The sequence below is a fragment of the Actinomycetota bacterium genome (assembly GCA_035765775.1).
Lineage (GTDB): Bacteria > Actinomycetota > CADDZG01 > JAHWKV01 > JAOPZY01 > DASTWV01.
This window is the reverse complement of sequence record DASTWV010000032.1, coordinates 1-15,536: the sequence shown is the minus strand read 5'-3', so window position 1 is coordinate 15,536 and position 15,536 is coordinate 1. Positions and strand designations below refer to the sequence as shown.

The 15,536-nt window shown below is 71.0% G+C and carries 16 protein-coding genes; 13 read left to right on the top strand and 3 right to left on the bottom strand.

Features of this window, described 5'->3' with window-relative positions:
- Positions 1 to 4 precede the first annotated feature (4 nt).
- The gene (locus tag VFW71_06610; GenBank protein HEU5002434.1) at positions 5 to 1,339 is read right to left on the bottom strand and encodes an ATP-binding protein; all 1,335 of its coding nucleotides are present in this window, start codon (positions 1,337 to 1,339) and stop codon (positions 5 to 7) included.
- A gap of 879 nt (positions 1,340 to 2,218) precedes the next feature.
- Here VFW71_06610 and leuS point away from each other — a divergent pair.
- Together leuS and cobO are read left to right on the top strand one after the other, a co-directional pair.
- Positions 2,219 to 4,753 (top strand): leucine--tRNA ligase, encoded by a 2,535-nt coding sequence (gene leuS / locus VFW71_06605; protein ID HEU5002433.1) that lies wholly within the window; start codon positions 2,219 to 2,221, stop codon positions 4,751 to 4,753.
- Between the two features lie 9 nt (positions 4,754 to 4,762).
- Entirely contained in the window at positions 4,763 to 5,311 is a 549-nt protein-coding gene (cobO, locus tag VFW71_06600; GenBank protein HEU5002432.1) for a cob(I)yrinic acid a,c-diamide adenosyltransferase, read from the top strand.
- Positions 5,312 to 5,468: 157 nt separating this feature from the next.
- Here the strand turns inward: cobO and VFW71_06595 are convergent, their stop codons facing one another.
- On the bottom strand, positions 5,469 to 6,833 hold the full coding sequence (locus tag VFW71_06595) for an AarF/ABC1/UbiB kinase family protein (protein HEU5002431.1): 1,365 nt from the start codon (positions 6,831 to 6,833) through the stop codon (positions 5,469 to 5,471).
- Between the two features lie 278 nt (positions 6,834 to 7,111).
- Here VFW71_06595 and selD point away from each other — a divergent pair, with 278 nt between their 5' ends.
- The 11 genes from selD (at position 7,112) to VFW71_06540 (ending at position 15,215) form a co-directional block, all read left to right on the top strand.
- Entirely contained in the window at positions 7,112 to 8,161 is a 1,050-nt protein-coding gene (gene selD / locus VFW71_06590) for a selenide, water dikinase SelD (protein HEU5002430.1), read from the top strand.
- The gene (locus VFW71_06585) at positions 8,158 to 8,592 is read left to right on the top strand and encodes a M67 family metallopeptidase (GenBank protein ID HEU5002429.1); all 435 of its coding nucleotides are present in this window, start codon (positions 8,158 to 8,160) and stop codon (positions 8,590 to 8,592) included. The genes selD and VFW71_06585 overlap by 4 nt, the downstream gene beginning before the upstream one ends.
- A 51-nt stretch (positions 8,593 to 8,643) precedes the next feature.
- Positions 8,644 to 9,567 (top strand): VOC family protein, encoded by a 924-nt coding sequence (locus VFW71_06580; protein HEU5002428.1) that lies wholly within the window; start codon positions 8,644 to 8,646, stop codon positions 9,565 to 9,567.
- Positions 9,568 to 9,583: 16 nt separating this feature from the next.
- Positions 9,584 to 9,859 (top strand): ubiquitin-like small modifier protein 1, encoded by a 276-nt coding sequence (locus tag VFW71_06575; GenBank protein ID HEU5002427.1) that lies wholly within the window; start codon positions 9,584 to 9,586, stop codon positions 9,857 to 9,859.
- Between the two features lie 24 nt (positions 9,860 to 9,883).
- Positions 9,884 to 10,816, top strand: a complete 933-nt coding sequence (locus VFW71_06570) for a cysteine synthase (protein ID HEU5002426.1) — start codon at positions 9,884 to 9,886, stop codon at positions 10,814 to 10,816.
- Positions 10,817 to 10,823: 7 nt separating this feature from the next.
- Positions 10,824 to 11,636, top strand: a complete 813-nt coding sequence (murI, locus tag VFW71_06565) for a glutamate racemase (GenBank protein ID HEU5002425.1) — start codon at positions 10,824 to 10,826, stop codon at positions 11,634 to 11,636.
- Positions 11,621 to 12,379 carry an MBL fold metallo-hydrolase gene (locus VFW71_06560; GenBank protein HEU5002424.1) on the top strand — a complete coding sequence of 253 codons (759 nt, stop codon included), beginning with the start codon at positions 11,621 to 11,623 and terminating at the stop codon, positions 12,377 to 12,379. Before murI ends, VFW71_06560 begins: the two co-directional genes overlap by 16 nt.
- Before the next feature lie 58 nt (positions 12,380 to 12,437).
- Entirely contained in the window at positions 12,438 to 13,160 is a 723-nt protein-coding gene (rph, locus tag VFW71_06555) for a ribonuclease PH (protein ID HEU5002423.1), read from the top strand.
- 38 nt (positions 13,161 to 13,198) lie between these two features.
- Entirely contained in the window at positions 13,199 to 13,813 is a 615-nt protein-coding gene (gene rdgB, locus VFW71_06550) for an RdgB/HAM1 family non-canonical purine NTP pyrophosphatase (protein HEU5002422.1), read from the top strand.
- Positions 13,814 to 13,875: 62 nt separating this feature from the next.
- Positions 13,876 to 14,325 carry a large conductance mechanosensitive channel protein MscL gene (gene mscL / locus VFW71_06545; GenBank protein HEU5002421.1) on the top strand — a complete coding sequence of 150 codons (450 nt, stop codon included), beginning with the start codon at positions 13,876 to 13,878 and terminating at the stop codon, positions 14,323 to 14,325.
- A gap of 8 nt (positions 14,326 to 14,333) precedes the next feature.
- Positions 14,334 to 15,215 carry an A/G-specific adenine glycosylase gene (locus VFW71_06540; protein ID HEU5002420.1) on the top strand — a complete coding sequence of 294 codons (882 nt, stop codon included), beginning with the start codon at positions 14,334 to 14,336 and terminating at the stop codon, positions 15,213 to 15,215.
- Here VFW71_06540 and VFW71_06535 read toward each other — a convergent pair.
- The coding region (locus tag VFW71_06535; protein HEU5002419.1) for a DUF559 domain-containing protein at positions 15,212 to 15,536 on the bottom strand (325 nt) is incomplete at its 5' end. The two genes, VFW71_06540 and VFW71_06535, sit on opposite strands and share 4 nt — an antisense overlap.

Sequence of the window (15,536 nt, the reverse complement as noted above, 5' to 3'; positions counted from 1 at the left end):
GGCGCTATTCACTGCTCCGTACTGGGATCCGGACCACCACCTGCGCTCCTCCCTCCTCGCATCCCTCGAACCAGGCACCGCCGCCCACCAGAGCCACCTTGTCCTTGGTGAGGGTCAGGCCCAGGTGCAGCCCGCTGCTGCCGTTGCCCGGCGGCCCCCGGCCGTCGTCGCGCACCCGTAGTTCTACGGAGTCTCCCAGGCGGCGGAGGTGGACGTCGACATGGGAGGCCTCGGCATGGCGCACGACATTGGTCATCGCCTCCTGGGTGCACTCGTACAGCAGCATTGCCACGGCGAGGGGGATCTCGCCGGGCTGGACGGTGGCGACGTCCAGGCGCACATCGATGGCGGTCTCCGCCTGGAAGGCCCGGGCGTAGCGCTCGAGGGTGGCGGGGAGGTCGGCCCCATCCAGGGCGCTGCGCCGGAGGTCGGCGATGGCGGTGCGGATGTCACCGATCGCGCCCGCCACCTGCTCCTTGACGGTGCCGGCGATGACGCCCGCCTGGTCCAGGTGGCCGGTCTTTATGGCCGAGCTGATGTTGTCCGCCTGGATCTGGACCGCGGCCAGGCGCTGCAGCACCAGGTCGTGCATGTCGCCGGCGATGCGCGCCCGCTCCCGCTCGCGCTCGTCGATCACCCGGTTGGCCAGCTCGGCCCGTTCCCGCTCGGACTGCTCGAGCTGCTTGGAATGGCGCAGGGCGTAGCGGGCGAAGAGGAGCGGGACCAGGAAGGGGGCCACCGCCCACCAGCCCAGCATGGCGTAGACCTTGGCGAAGATGATGCCGAGGAAGCCCAGCACCAGGTAGCTCCCCAGGAAGCTGGGCCAGGGCGAGACGATGCGGTGCAGCGTCTGGCTGAGCGGCGTGTCGTACCAGAAGCACTGCGCGGCGGCCACCAGCACCACATTCAGGGCGTTGTAGCCGACGATCGCCAGGACCACGCCCCAGGGGCCGAGGGCCTTGACGTGCAGGAAGCTGGCGGCGCACGCGGTGGCCAGGGCCAGCTGCGCCCGGTTGAAGGCGGCGTGGGACAGGTGCACCTCCCGGCGCAGCTCCCACTCGGTGAACGATCCCACCAGCACCACCGCAGCCGCCAGCGGGGCGGGGAACAGGTAGGCGACGGCGATGTCCACCGGTCCCGCCATGGTCACCTCGACGTCGCTGGTCACCGGGGCCGGGAGCAGGTTCGAGCTGGCGCAGGCGACCACCCAGAACGCTAGGGCGCCGACCGCGACGTGGCCCCCCCACCAGTGGCCCGTGAGGGCACCCAACCCGATGAAGGTGACGGCGGCGGCGACGACCGCCGAGGGATATGCGACCGTGCAGAACTTGTGGGCCATCGGCTCCTGGGCTGTGACCGGTCAGCCTCAGGAAGATTGTCGATCCTCCGCCCGCATGGTGTCCAGGACCGGACAGATCCCTGGGAGTGACCCGGGTCGGGGAGGGATTTCTCCCACCTGGTAGGAGGTCAGTTCCTACCAACGAGGGATAGGCACGGGGCGGGACTCGGGCCGAGAATGGCGGGGTGCGGGCGTCATCGTCGCCGGGTCCGGCCGGACCCGATGGCACCGGCCTCGCACATCCCCAGGTGCCAGATGGGCGCCGCACTGAGAAAGGAAACGATCATGGCCGCACTTGTCAAGAAGTACGCCCCCAAGGTCATCGGTCTCGCCACCATCGCCGGCCTGTTCGTCGCCGGGGGCGCTGCGGTCAACTGCCGCTAGGCCAGCTTCGTAGCTCGTTGCAGTACGGCATTTGCACCACAGATTCGGTTTGCATCACAGATCGGTTTGCATCACAGATCGGGAGGGGCTCCGGCGGAGGTCTCACTGCTGTCCGGCGATGTCCATGGCGGTAACCCCCCGGCTGCTGCGGGAACTCACGGATAGCCCGAGTCCCACCGGCAGCCCCTCCCGTCCCATCAGCGGCTGTCCCACCCGCTGACTGCCGAGGCGCCCGACCCCCCGGGCGCTTCGGCGCGTCCGGGGACATGGGGGGCGGCCGCCGCCGTCTCGGTGCGACCAAGGTAGGGGCGCTGACGCGGCCTTCCGGCTTTTGTGCAGCTCTGAACAGGATTATCGTGTTCATTCGTGCACAAAAGGGGTATACCGGTGCGACGTCCCCCGGGGCAGCGGACGCCGCGCCAGCGCCCCCGGCCGGGCTGAGCCCAGACCAGGTGAGCGCATGCCCCGGGCAGCGGTGCGGTACCGTTTGGTCCCATGGCAACCGTTCCCGATTCCGCCGCGCCCTCGCCCGCGCACTCGCCCTCGTCCACTGCCGGGGTGGGCGCCGCCGACGCCGCCCGCTACGAGCCGCAGAGCTTCGAGGAGGCCTGGGTGGAGGCTTGGGAGGCGAGCGGCCTGCACGCTGCCCCCGAGCACCCCGATCCCGCCCGCCGGCGCTACGTGCTGGAGATGTTCCCGTACCCGTCGGGCGACATGCACATGGGCCACGTCGAGAACTACTCGATCGCCGACGCCATCGCCCGGCAGTGGCGCATGAAGGGCCACCAGGTGCTGCACCCGATGGGCTACGACGCCTTCGGCCTGCCGGCCGAGAACGCCGCCATCAAGCGGGGCGTGGACCCGGGCGAGTGGACCTTCGCCAACATCGAGCGGATGCGCCGGTCCCAGAAGCGGCTGGGGTTCTCGTACGACTGGAGCCGCCAGCTGGCGAGCGCCAGCCCCGACTACTACCGCTGGAACCAGTGGATCTTCCTCCAGCTCCTGGAGCGTGGGTTGGCGTACCGCAAGACCGCCCCGGTCAACTGGTGCCCGGTGGACAAGACGGTGCTGGCCAACGAGCAGATCTCGGCCGGGGTGTGCTGGCGGTGCGGGTCGGTCCCCGAGGTGCGGGACCTCGCCCAGTGGTTCCTCAAGATCACGGACTACGCCGACCGCCTGCTGGACGACATGGAGATCCTGGAGTGGTCCGAGCAGGTCCTGGTTCAGCAGCGCAACTGGATCGGGCGCAGCCGGGGCGCCGAGGTCGTCTTCGAGGTGCGTCCCACCGGTGGTGGTCCGGGGCGCTCGTACCCGGTGTTCACCACCCGGCCGGACACGCTGTGGGGGGCGACCTTCTTCGTCGTGGCGCCCGAGCACCCCTTCGCCGCCGAGCTGGTGGCCGGGACCCCCGACGAGGCGCCCTATGCCGCTTACCTGGAGGAGGTCCGCCGCCAGACCGAGGTGGAGCGGGTCTCGTCCGAGCGGGTGCGCAAGGGCTACCGCCTGCCGGCGGTGGCGGTGAACCCGGTCAACGGCGAGGAGATCCCGGTCTGGGCCGCAGACTACGTGCTGATGCACTACGGGACCGGGGCCATCATGGCCGTGCCGGCGCACGACACCCGGGACTTCGAGTTCGCCCGCCAGTCCGGCATCGAGATCCGGGTGGTGATCCAGCCTGAGGGGGTCCCCGCACTGGACCCGGCGGACATGACCGAGGCCTCGGTGGGGCCCGGGACCATGGTGAACTCGGGCCCGTTCACCGGCACCTGGTCCGACCCCTCGACCGGCGCCGGGGTCGAGCAGGTGATCGCCTGGCTGGTGGGTCAGGGCAAGGGCAAGGGGGCGGTGAACTACCGGCTGCGGGACTGGCTGGTCTCCCGCCAGCGCTACTGGGGCACGCCGATCCCCATCGTCTACTGCGCGGACTGCGGCGAGGTGCCGGTGCCCTACGACCAGCTCCCCGTGCTCCTGCCCGAGCACGCCGACTACACGCCCACCGACGATGCGGTCGGGCCGCTGGCCAACGCCACCGACTGGGTGCAGGTGCCCTGCCCGGCGTGCGGGGGGCCAGGCCGGCGGGAGACCGACACGATGGACACGTTCTTCGACTCGTCGTGGTACTTCCTGCGCTTCTGCGACCCGCAGAACGACACCGCCCCCTTCGACCCGGACCGGGTGGCGGCCTGGTGCCCGATCGACCAGTACGTCGGCGGCATCGAGCACGCCGTGATGCACCTCATCTACGCCCGCTTCTTCACCAAGGCGTTCCAGGACATGGGCCTGGTGACCTTCCCCGAGCCCTTCCTGCGCCTGTTCAACCAGGGCTCGATCTCGATGGGCGGCAAGGCGATGTCGAAGTCGCTGGGCAACGTGGTGGAGGCATCGGTGGCGGTCGAGCGCTTCGGGGCCGACGCCACCCGCCTGTTCATCCTGTTCTGCAGCCCGCCGGGGGCGGCCTACGATTTCCCGGCCGACGGCGTCGAGGAGATCGGCCGGGTGGCCTTCGGCTGGTTGAGCCGGGTGTGGCGGGTGCTGTCGTCGGCCGAGCCCGGTGCGGTGAGCCCGGCCCTCAACCTCGCGGTGCACCGGACGGTGAAGGCGGTGACCGACGACTTCGAGTCCTTCAGCTTCAACACCGCCATCGCCCGCATGATGGAGCTGCTGAACGCGCTCTCCAAGGCATCCGGGCCGCCGCCCCGGGAGGCGGTGGAGGTGTTCCTGAAGCTGCTGGCGCCCATCGCCCCCTTTATCACCGAGGAGCTGTGGCACCGTCTGGGCCACGAGGGGTCGATCCACCTCGAGCCCTGGCCGGCCTACGACCCCGCCGTGCTGGCCGCCGAGCGGGTGACCATGGTGGTGCAGGTCAACGGCAAGGTGCGCGACACCATGGACGTGTCGGCGGACATCGCCCGGGCGGAGATGGAGGCCTTGGCGCTCGGGAGCGAGAAGGTGAGCCGGGCACTGGACGGACGGACACCCTCGAAGGTGATCGTCGTGCCGCCCCGCCTGGTGAACCTGGTCCTCTCGTAGGGATCCGGGATGCCCAGCGCGCCCGGGCGGGCCCCCCGGGACCGGGCCCTGCTGATTGTCCATACCGGCAACGGCAAAGGGAAGTCCACCGCCGCCTTCGGCATGATGCTGCGGGCCTGGGCGCAGGGCTACCGGGTGGGCGTCTTCCAGTTCTTGAAGTCAGGCAAGTGGAAGATCGGCGAGCGGGCTGCGGCCGAGGCCCTCGGGGGCATCGTCTGGGAGGCCATGGGCGACGGCTGGACCTGGACCTCCCGGAACCTCGAGGAGTCGGCCGACCTCGCCCGGGAAGGGTGGGCGGAGGTCCGGCGCCTCATCGAGTCCGAGGCCTTCGATTTCCTGCTGCTGGACGAGTTCACCTATCCGATGGCCTTCGGCTGGGTGGACACCGCCGAGGTGGTCTCGGTGCTGGTGGGGCGGCCTGGCTTCCAGCACATCGTGGTGACCGGCCGGGACGCCCCGGCCGAGCTGGTGGCGGCGGCGGACCTGGTGACCGAGATGCACCCCGTGAAGCACCCCTACGAGGAGGGGATCAAGGCCCAGCGTGGCATCGAGTGGTGATGTCTGAGGCGCTGGGCGCATTCTGTGGTGGAATCCCCCCGTTCGCGACGGATCCAGGGCGAGATGAAAAGCGGCCCCCGCCGGGGGGCCCTCGCCTGCGAGCAGCCCGACCCGGATCGGCTCCGGGAACTGTGGCCCCGCCCATCCGGCCGGGCTGTTACTTCGGGTGGCTCTCCATCCACGCCGCCTCGGCCTCGCCCAGCTCGGTGGAGGGCTCGGCGGCGTCCCAGAACTCCAGCACGATCCGGTGCCAGTTGGCCGTGGCCCCCAGCTGCGCCAGCACGGCGAACAGGCCCAGCTCCAAGCGGTAGACGAGGATCCCCCAGCGGGGCAGGTTGAGCTGGCGCAGGAACGAAAACCATGGGTTGCGGGGGTCGAGCATGGTGGCGGTCCGCTCGGCGATGAACTCCCGGGTGAAGGTGTACTCGTGGTCCTCGGCCACCGGGTCCAGCACCAGGCGCACCCACTCGTAGAAGCGCTGGGGGTCGGTCTGCTCCGGCCGGGTGACGTAGCGCATGGCGATGGCGTTGCGGAAGACCCCGGCGACATCCTTGTCCCGCAGCGCCATGAAGGCGCCCTGCAGGTAGGGCGTCATGCGGGGGTCGAGGTTGCAGGCCAGCCCGAAGTCGAAGAACGCCATCCGGCCGTCGGGCATCAGGAAGTAGTTGCCCGGATGGGGGTCGGCGCTGGTGAAGCCGTAGCGGTACAGGGACCCGTAGTAGAAGCGGAACAGCATCTCGCCCACCCGGTCGCGCTCCTCCTGGGGCAGTGCCATCACCTCGGCGAACGGCCGGCCCCGGGCCCGCCCCATGGTGAGGATCCGCTCGGTGGACAGCTGGGGCAGCGACCGCGGCACGATGACGAACGGGTGGTCCTGGAAGCGGTCGGCGAGGGTGTCCATGTTCTCGGCCTCGAGGAGGTAGTCACACTCTTCCAGGAGGCGGGCGCGCATCTCCTCGAGGGCATCCCCGGCATCGAGGCCGGGGGCCAGCAGCGGCAGGAGGGGCCGGACCGCAGTGGTGACCGCCAGGTCGGAGCGGATGGCCTCCTCGATGCCCGGGTACTGGATCTTGACCGCCACCTCCTCGCCCTCCTTGGTGGTGGCGAGGTGGACCTGGCCCAGGCTGGCGGCGGCCACCGGCTCGGCGCTGAACTCGGCGAAGAGCTCGTCGGGCAGCATGCCGAACTCGTGCTGGAACACCTCGCCCACCAGCTCCGCCTTCATGGGCGGGGCGGCGTCCCGGAGTGAGCCCAGCACGCCCTGGTACATGTCCCGCACCTCGGGGGGCAGGATGCCGGCGTCGATGAACGAGGCGAGCTGGCCCAGCTTCATCGAGGTGCCCTTGAGGCGGCCGAGGGTGTCGACCAGATCTTCGGCGGTGGCGAGGTGCAGATCCTCGAGCAGGTTCTTGATCGAGTCCCCCCCGAGCAAGGATTTGGGCCCGATCATCGCCAAGCGGACTGACCCTTTGATGGACGTCGCGGCCAGGCGGCTGAAGCGCCCGACCTTGCCCGTGGGCACCGCGTTGTGGGGTTCCTTGGCGTGCCCGCGGCCCGGCTCCGGGGGCCGGGGAGGACTGGCGCGGGGCGGGGCGGGGTGGGGACCCTGGTCGGAACGGGCGGCCGCGGAGGTGTGTCGCGAGGCTTTCTTGGGGCCTTGCCCCCCCTCCTCCGAGGGGGCCGCCTTGCGGGGGTCCGGCACCACTCCAGGCTACCGTGCCGCCGCCGGTCCCGGGCCGGATCCGGCTCCCGACCCCCCCGGCACGGCGCAAATGCGCTGCCGGGATATAACAGAGGGCTATGACCCCGCCCCGTCTGACGCAGTACAGCCACGGCGCCGGCTGAGCCTGCAAGCTCGGTCCCAGCGACCTGGCGCAGGTCCTGCGCCGCTTTCGAGACCACAACCGGAGCGAGGACCCCAACCTCCTCCTGGGCCTGGACGCGCCCGATGACGCCGCGGTCTACCGGGTGGCGCCCGACAACGCCATCCTGCTCACTGTCGATTTCTTCACCCCGATCGTGGACGACCCCTACCTGTGGGGCGCCATCGCCGCGGCCAATGCCTTCAGCGACTGCTACGCCATGGGGGGCCGGCCGGTGCTGGCCCTCAACCTCGTCGGCTGGCCGCAGACGCTGGATTTCGAGCTCCTCGCCCGGGTCCTGGAGGGCGGGGCCGACAAGGCCACCGAGGCGGGTGTGAGCGTGGTGGGCGGGCACACGGTGGAGGACGCTGAGCCCAAGTACGGGATGTCGGTGACCGGCATGGTGCACCCCGACCGGCTCTTGACCTCCGCCGGGGCCCGGGCCGGCCTGTCGCTCGTCCTGACCAAGCCCCTGTCGATGGGGATCATCGCCACCGCCATCAAGCGGGACGCCGCCCCCGATGCTCTCGTGGCCGACGCCACCCGGATCATGGCCACGCTCAACGCCGGCGCCGCCCAGGCGATGCTGGCCGCCGGGGCCGAGGCGGCCACCGACGTCACCGGATTCGGGCTGATCGGCCACCTGCACAACCTGCTGCGCCTGTCGGGGGTAGCCGGCGAGATCTCGGCGGGGGCGGTCCCGCTGCTCGATGGGGTGGCGGATCTGGCCGCGGCTGGCTTCGTCCCCGGCGGCACCCGGCGGAACGCGTCGTACTATTCCCCCTCGGTGGACTTCAGCCCGGCCTTGAGCGATGCCCTGCGCACCGTCCTGTTCGACGCCCAGACGTCGGGCGGGATGCTCATCGCGGTGGACCCCGGCGCCGAGGATGCCCTGGTGAGAGACCTGACGGCGCGGGGGACCCCGGCGGCGGCGGTCATCGGGCGCACGGTGGCCGGCGAGCCCGGGCACATCGAGGTGGCGCCATGACCGCCCCCAAGCAGCTGGTCATCCCGCAGGACATCTACGACTCGATGGTGGCCTACTGCATGGACGGCCTGCCCAATGAGGCGTGCGGGTTCCTGGGCGGGAGGGACGGGGTGGTGGAGCGGATTTACCGGCTCACCAACGCCGCCGCCTCGCCCGTGTTCTACAAGCCCGACGACCGCGAGATGATCGCCGCCCTGCGGGACATCGACGACCGGGACCTCGAGGTCTCCTCGATCTTCCACTCCCACGTGGCCACCCGGGCCTACCCGTCGCCCACCGACATCCGGGAGGCGCACTACCCGGACTCGGTGTTCGTGATCGTCTCGCTGGAGGACCGGGCGCAGCCGTACTCCAAGGGCTACCTCATCCACAAGCAGGACTGGCGGGACCCGACCGGCGAGGTGGAAGAGGTGGAGGTCGTCGTCCGGTAGGGCCGCAGGTAGCGCGGGAATGAACGATCCCCGCCCATGGTTTCACCCTGCATGAACGAGACCGCAACTACAGAGACCAAACAGTTCTCGATCGCCCCGGCCACCGGCGTCGGGGCCGTCCACCTGGGTGTCACCGACGGCGCCACCGCCCGGGACTTCTACCGGGACGTCGTGGGGCTGGCCGAGCTGCCCGGCGGCGAGGACGAGTCCATCGTCATGGGGGCGGGGGGCACGCCCTACGTCGTGCTGCACCCGGGGGCCGACCGCCCCGTGCCCGACCGCACCACGGGCCTGTACCACCTGGCCCTGGTGCTGCCCAGCCGGCGGGAGCTGGCCCGGGTGATCGGGCGGCTGATGTCGCTGCGCTACCCGAACTCGCCCACCGACCACGTCATGACCAAGTCCGACTACCTCTGGGACCCCGATGGCAACGGCATCGAGATCTACTGCGAGTCGCCCGAGGACGGCGAGTTCGGCTTCGCCAACGGGATGTTCGTGGCCCGGGACGCCAACGGCACCCTGCGCTCCGGCCGGGACCCCATCGACCTCGACGCCCTCTTCGACGAACTGCAGCCGGGCGACGCCCTGGGCGACCCGCTCCCCGAGGAAACCTACATGGGCCACGTCCACCTGCACATCGCCAACCTGGGCGAGGCTGTCGGCTTCTACCACGGGCTGCTGGGCTTCGACATCATGGGGGTGGCCGACCGGTGGGGCGCCGCCTTCGTGTCGGCGGGCGGCTACCACCACCACCTCGGCCTCAACACCTGGGCGGGCGAGGGGGCTCCGCCGGCTCCCCGGACCGCCTCAGGGCTGCGCCGCTATACCGTCGAGCTGCCCGACGCCACCGCCCTCGGCGAGGTGCTGGGCAGGCTCCAGGACGCCGGCGTGGGCCTCGACGAGGACGACGGCGGGGCGTTTTTCCGGGACCCGTCGGGCAACCTGGTGCGCGGCCAACTACGCGCGGCTCGGTGATAGGGTCACTCCCGCAATGGCCGTCGATGTCCGGATCCCCGCTGTCCTCCGCCCCAACGTAGGCGGCGCCAGCAAGCTGAGCGCCCCCTCCGGGGCGCTGCGCGACGTCGTCTCCGAGCTGATCGCCCAGTACCCCGGCCTCGGCGAGCAGCTGCTGGGCGAGGACGGCGAGCTCCACAAGTTCGTCAACGTCTACCTCAACGACGAGGATGTCCGCTACCTCGAGGGCCTGGACACCCCGCTGAGGGACGGCGACGTGCTTTCGATCCTGCCGGCCGTCGCCGGAGGCTAGCCCGGCCCCGCACCAGATCTCGCAATGCGCTTCGACGACATCTCCGGGCTGGTCGGCAACACCCCGCTGGTAGGCCTGCCGAGCATGTCGCCCAAGCCCGGCGTGCGCATCTGGGCCAAGCTGGAGGGCCAGAACCCCACCGGGTCGCTCAAGGACCGCATCGCCCGGGCCATGCTGGATGCCGCCGAGGCCTCGGGCGAGCTGACCCCGGAGCGCCGCCTGCTGGAGCCCACCTCGGGCAACACCGGGATCTCGCTGGCCTTCCTGGCGCGGCGCCGGGGCTACCCGCTCATGTGCGTCATGCCGGAGACCGCCTCGGCCGAGCGCCGGGACCTCATCGCCGCCTACGGTGCCCAGATCAAGCTCACCGACGGCGAGTACGGCTCCAACGGCGCCATCCGGGTGGCCGAGCAGATGGCCGCCGACGACCCCACCTTCTTGATGCTCTACCAGTACGGCAACCCGGCCAACCCCGGGGCGCACTACGCCACCACCGCCCCGGAGATCGTCCGGGACTGCCCGCAGATCACGCACTTCGTGGCCGGCCTGGGCACCGGCGGGACGCTGACCGGCGTGGGGCGCTACCTCAAGGAGCACCGCCCGGAGGTGCAGGTGGTGGCCGCCGAGCCCCAGCAGGGCGACCTGGTCTACGGCCTGCGCTCGATGGCGGACGGGTTCATCCCGCCGGTGTTCGACGAGAAGATGCTCGATCGCCGGTTCAAGGTCAACGCCGAGGACTCGGTCCGCCTCACCCGGCGGGTCCTGGCCCAGGAGGGGATCTTCTGCGGGATCTCGGCGGGGGCGACGGTGCATGTGGCCCGGCGCGTCGCCATGGGGATCGACGAGGGCGACATCGTGTGCCTGTTCGCCGACGGGGGCTGGAAGTACCTCTCCACGTCGATCTGGACCAAGGAGGTCGAGCAGGCGGCCACCGACGTGGAGTACATGCCCTGGTGACCGGGCTGTGAGTGCCCGGCAGAACCGGCCCATCGGGGTCTTCGACTCCGGGGTCGGGGGGCTCACCGTGGTGCGGGCGCTGGAGGAGCTGCTCCCCCAGGAGCACCTCGCTTACTTCGGCGACACCGCCCGCGCACCCTACGGCCCGCGGACCGTCGAGGAGGTCCGCTCCTTCGCCTTCCAGATCATGGACCTCATGTCCGCCCAGGACGTGAAGATGCTGGTGATCGCGTGCAACGCCATGACCGCCGCCGCGGCCGGGGAGGCCGCCGAGCGCTACGACGTGCCGGTGATCGGGGTGATCCAGCCCGCGGTGCGGACCGCCGCCCGGGCCACCCACAACCGGCGGGTCGGCGTCCTGGCGACCCCGGTGACCGTGGGCAGCGGGGCCTACCAGCGGGCGCTGGCCGCCGCCCGGGACGACCTCGAGGTGCTCTGCCAGGCCTGCCCGGCCTTCGTCGACCGGGTGGAGGCGGGCGACACGTTTTCCGAGGAGCTGATCGGCCTGGCCGAGGGCTACCTCGCGCCGCTGCTGGCCGCGGGCGTGGACACGCTGATCCTGGGCTGCACGCACTACCCGCTGCTGAAGGGCGTGCTCCACTGGGTGACCAAGGGGGATGTCGAGCTGATCTCGTCGGCGGATGCGGTCGCCCGCGACGTGTATGCCCGGCTGGTCTCCGAGGACCTGCTCCGCCGGGTCGCCGAGCTGGGCACCCGGCGCTTCATGGTCTCCGGCGACCCCGAGCAGTTCCGGGAGGTAGGCTCCCGGTTTTTGCCGGAGCTGCGCGAGGTGGAGGCGGTGCCATGGCGTACGAGGTGATCGTGCTGGGCGGCTCGGGGACCTTCCCCGCACCGGGAGCGGCCTGCTCGGGCTACCTGTTCAAGACCGCGAACACGCGGCTGTGGGTGGACTGCGGGCCGGGCTCGTTCGGCAACCTGCAGCGTCACGTGAAGCCTTCGGAGCTGACGGCCATCGTGCTCAGCCACCTGCACCTCGATCATGTCGTCGACCTGTACGCCTTCCTCTACGCCCTGCGCTACGGCCCGGAGGCGGGCGAGCCGGCGGGGCTGCCGGTGTATGCCCCGGCGGGTGCAGCGGCGTTCCTCGGCGGGCTGCTGCCCGACGGGGACGCCACCTTCGGGGGCTACCTGTCCTTCGTCGAGGTCAATGACAAGCTGATCCCCGACATCGGCGACTTCGAGCTGCGCTTCTGCCGGACCCGGCACCCGGTCGAGTGCTACGCCCTCCGGGCGACCGCCGAGGCGCGCACGGTGGCCTACACCGCCGACACCGGCCCCAGCCGCGCGGTCATCGACTTCGTGTGGGGCGCCAACCTCCTCATTGCCGAGGCCAGCCTGCACACGACCACCAAGGAGCTGCAGGAGCTGCACATGACCGCCACCGAGGCGGGCGAGATGGCGTTCCAGTGCCAGGTCTCACACCTGCTCCTGTCCCACCTCGTGCCCGGCCGGGACCCGAAGGTGTCCCGGGAGATGGCCGCCCGGGAGTACCGGGGCGAGATCGACGTGGCGTCGGACAACTTGCGCATCCTTGTGTACTGACCGTGTGCACTGACCGTGTGTAGTGACCCCGTTCGTACCGACCGTGTAGGGTTCGCCGGTGCATAGAGCTGACGGGCGGGAGGCCTCCGACCTGCGCCCCATCACCATCACCCGGGGCTACACCGACTTTGCCGAGGGCTCGGTCCTGTACGAGGCCGGGCGGACCCGCGTGCTGGTGACCGCTTCGGTGGAGGAGCGGGTGCCCGACTTCCTCCGGGGCCAGGGCAAGGGCTGGGTCACCGCCGAGTACTCGATGCTGCCCCGGGCCACCGAGACCCGGACCCCCCGGGAGGCGGCCAAAGGCAAGCAGAGCGGCCGGACGATGGAGATCCAGCGCCTGATCGGCCGTTCCCTGCGCTCGGTGTGCGACTTCGCTGCCCTCGGGGAGCGCACGATCTGGCTGGACTGCGACGTGCTCCAGGCCGACGGCGGCACCCGCACGGCGTCGATCTCCGGGTCGTACGTGGCCCTGGCGGACGCCATCGCCGGGCTGGTGGCTTCGGGGAAGCTGAAGGCGTCGCCGCTGCGCGAGGAGGTGGCGGCGGTCAGCGTGGGCATCGTGGACGGGGTGCCGTCTTTGGACCTGTGCTACGTCGAGGACTCCTCCGCCCAGGTGGACCTCAACCTGGTGATGACGGCGTCGGGCCGCTTCGTGGAGCTCCAGGGCACCGCCGAGGGCGAGCCGTTCAGCCCGGCCGAGCTGCAGACCATGATCGACCTGGGGGCCACCGGCATCGAGGCCATCGTCGCCGCCCAGCGCAAGGCGTTGCAGGCCCCTTGATCCCTGCTTGATGGGCCCCGCTTGATGGGTCCCGCTTGATGGGTCCAGGCGACGGACTGGTGATCGCCTCGACCAACCCCGGCAAGATCGTCGAGGTGCGCCAGATCCTGGCGGGGCTGCCCTTCTCCCTGCTGACCGCTGCCGACGTCGGGGAGTGGCCGGAGGTGGCGGAGACCGGATCCACCTACCTGGAGAATGCCCGGCTGAAGGCGCTCTTCGTCAGCCGGCGGACGGGCCTGGCGACGCTGGCTGACGACTCCGGGATCGAGGTCGATTTCCTGGGTGGGGCGCCCGGGGTGCACTCTGCGCGCTACTCCGGGGTCGGCGGGGGCCGGGATGCGACCGACACCGCCAACAATGCCAAACTGGTCGCCGCCCTGGAGGGCGTGCCCGCCGAGGGCCGGGGAGCCCGCTACCGGTGCGTCGTGGTCCTGGCCGGCCCGGACGGCACGGAGGTGGTGGGCGAGGGCGTGTGCGAGGGCCGGATCGGCTTTGTCCCCCGGGGGAGAGGAGGTTTCGGCTACGACCCCTGGTTCATTCCCGAGGGCGAGACCCGCACGATGGCCGAGCTGTCGGCCGGCGAAAAGGACGCGATCAGCCACCGTGGCAAGGCCCTCCGGCACATTGCCCGCCAACTGGAGGAGAATTTGTAGCGTTTCGGGGCTCCCGTCGTACGGGTCCCGAGGAGCGGGCGACCAGAGGGAAGGAGGGACCGGTGGCGGGCAAGGGTTTAGGCACCGAGTTCAAGGAGTTCGTCCTGCGGGGCAACGTCATCGACCTGGCGGTGGCCGTGGTGATCGGCGCCGCCTTCGGGGCGGTGGTGACCGCCCTCGTCAAAGACCTGCTGACCCCGCTGATCGCCATACCGGGTAAGGCAAACTTCCAGAACCTTGCGTTCCACGTGCGCAAGAGCGCCTTCGCCTACGGCGACTTCATCAACGCGGTGATCTCGTTCCTGTCCATCGCACTGGCCGTGTTCCTGTTCGTGGTGAAGCCGGTGAACATGCTGATCGCCCGCCGCCACCAGGAGCCCACCCCGGAGCCCGCCGTCGCGACCCGGCCGTGCCCGGAGTGCCTGAGCGAGATCCCCAAGGAAGCCCGGCGCTGCAAGTTCTGCACCGCCGAGGTGCCGCCGGTTCTGGTGGAACCCGCTCCCGCCGAGTAGTCCGACCGGTGACGGAGCTCCTCGACTGGTACGGGCCGCGGCGCCTGGCCTACCCGTGGCGGGCGGCGCCATCGCCGTACGGCGTGCTGGTGGCGGAGGTGATGCTGCAGCAGACCCAGGTGGCCCGGGTGGTGCCGTCGTGGGAGCGCTTCATGGGTGGATTCCCGTCGGTTTCGGTGCTGGCGGCGGCTGACTTGGCGTCCGTGCTCCGGGCGTGGGCCGGGCTGGGCTACAACCGGCGGGCCGCCGCCCTGCACCGGTCGGCAGGGCAGGTGGTGGCGGCACACGGCGGGATCATCCCCTCCTCCGTGGGAGAGCTCCGCCGGTTGCCCGGGGTCGGGGCCTACACGGCGGCGGCGGTGGCCTCGTGCGCCTACGGCGTCCCCGTGGCGGCGGTCGACGTAAACGTTCGCCGGGTGGTCGCCCGCGCCCGGCTGGGCGCCCCGGCGTCCCAGGTGACGCCCTCGGTGGTGGCCGACGAGGCCCAGGCATGGCTGGACGGGCGGGACGAGCGGGACCCTGGGGCCTGGAACCAGGCCCTCATGGACCTCGGCCGGGAGCATTGCCGGGCGGTGCCCCGCTGTGAGGGTTGCCCGCTGGCGTCCGCGTGCCGGTTCCGGCGGGCGGGCGGCGCTGCAGCGGGCGGCGTTGCGGGCACGGCAGCCGCCGCCCCGGCCGCGACCCGGCGGCCGTCTCCCTTCGCCGGGTCGACCCGCCAGCTCCGGGGCCGGATCGTCGAGGCCCTCCGCCAGGTGCCCTCCCTCCCGGTGGGGGAACTGGCCGGGCGCTGGGCCGAGTCCGGCCCCCGGGTGTCGGCTGCGGTGGACGCCCTGGTGGCCGAGGGCCTGGTGGCCCTGGAGCCCAACGGCCGGGTGCGCCTGGGCGGCTAGTTCATCCCGAGCGCCTCCCGGACCTGGGCGACGACCTTCTCGGGGTGGAACACGAGGTCGTCCCAGGTGATGTGGAGCACCCGCCAGCCCAACAGCATCAACACGTTGCTCCGCGCCAGGTGCTGGCGCCACTTCTTCCTTCCCCAGTGGTACCGGTACCCGTCGAACTCGATGGCGAGCTTCAGCTCCGGGTAGCTGAGATCCACCCGGTAGGTCCTGCCGTCCCGGGCCAGGGTGAACTGGCGCACCGGCGGGGGCAGCCCGGCGGCGATCATGAGGCGCTCCAGGAGGACCTCGGGCGTGCTCTCGGCCGCCGCCTGG

Bases quoted from the DNA above. Each gene is read 5' to 3' on its own strand.
- VFW71_06580 (HEU5002428.1), top strand. From the start codon at position 8,644: ATGAACGAGACCGCAACTACAGAGACCAAACAGTTCTCGATCGCCCCG.
- VFW71_06585 (HEU5002429.1), top strand. From the start codon at position 8,158: ATGACCGCCCCCAAGCAGCTGGTCATCCCGCAGGACATCTACGACTCG.
- rdgB (HEU5002422.1), top strand. From the start codon at position 13,199: ATGGGTCCAGGCGACGGACTGGTGATCGCCTCGACCAACCCCGGCAAG.
- cobO (HEU5002432.1), top strand. From the start codon at position 4,763: ATGCCCAGCGCGCCCGGGCGGGCCCCCCGGGACCGGGCCCTGCTGATT.
- VFW71_06610 (HEU5002434.1), bottom strand. From the start codon at position 1,339: ATGGCCCACAAGTTCTGCACGGTCGCATATCCCTCGGCGGTCGTCGCC.
- VFW71_06570 (HEU5002426.1), top strand. From the start codon at position 9,884: ATGCGCTTCGACGACATCTCCGGGCTGGTCGGCAACACCCCGCTGGTA.
- leuS (HEU5002433.1), top strand. From the start codon at position 2,219: ATGGCAACCGTTCCCGATTCCGCCGCGCCCTCGCCCGCGCACTCGCCC.
- VFW71_06560 (HEU5002424.1), top strand. From the start codon at position 11,621: ATGGCGTACGAGGTGATCGTGCTGGGCGGCTCGGGGACCTTCCCCGCA.
- VFW71_06575 (HEU5002427.1), top strand. From the start codon at position 9,584: ATGGCCGTCGATGTCCGGATCCCCGCTGTCCTCCGCCCCAACGTAGGC.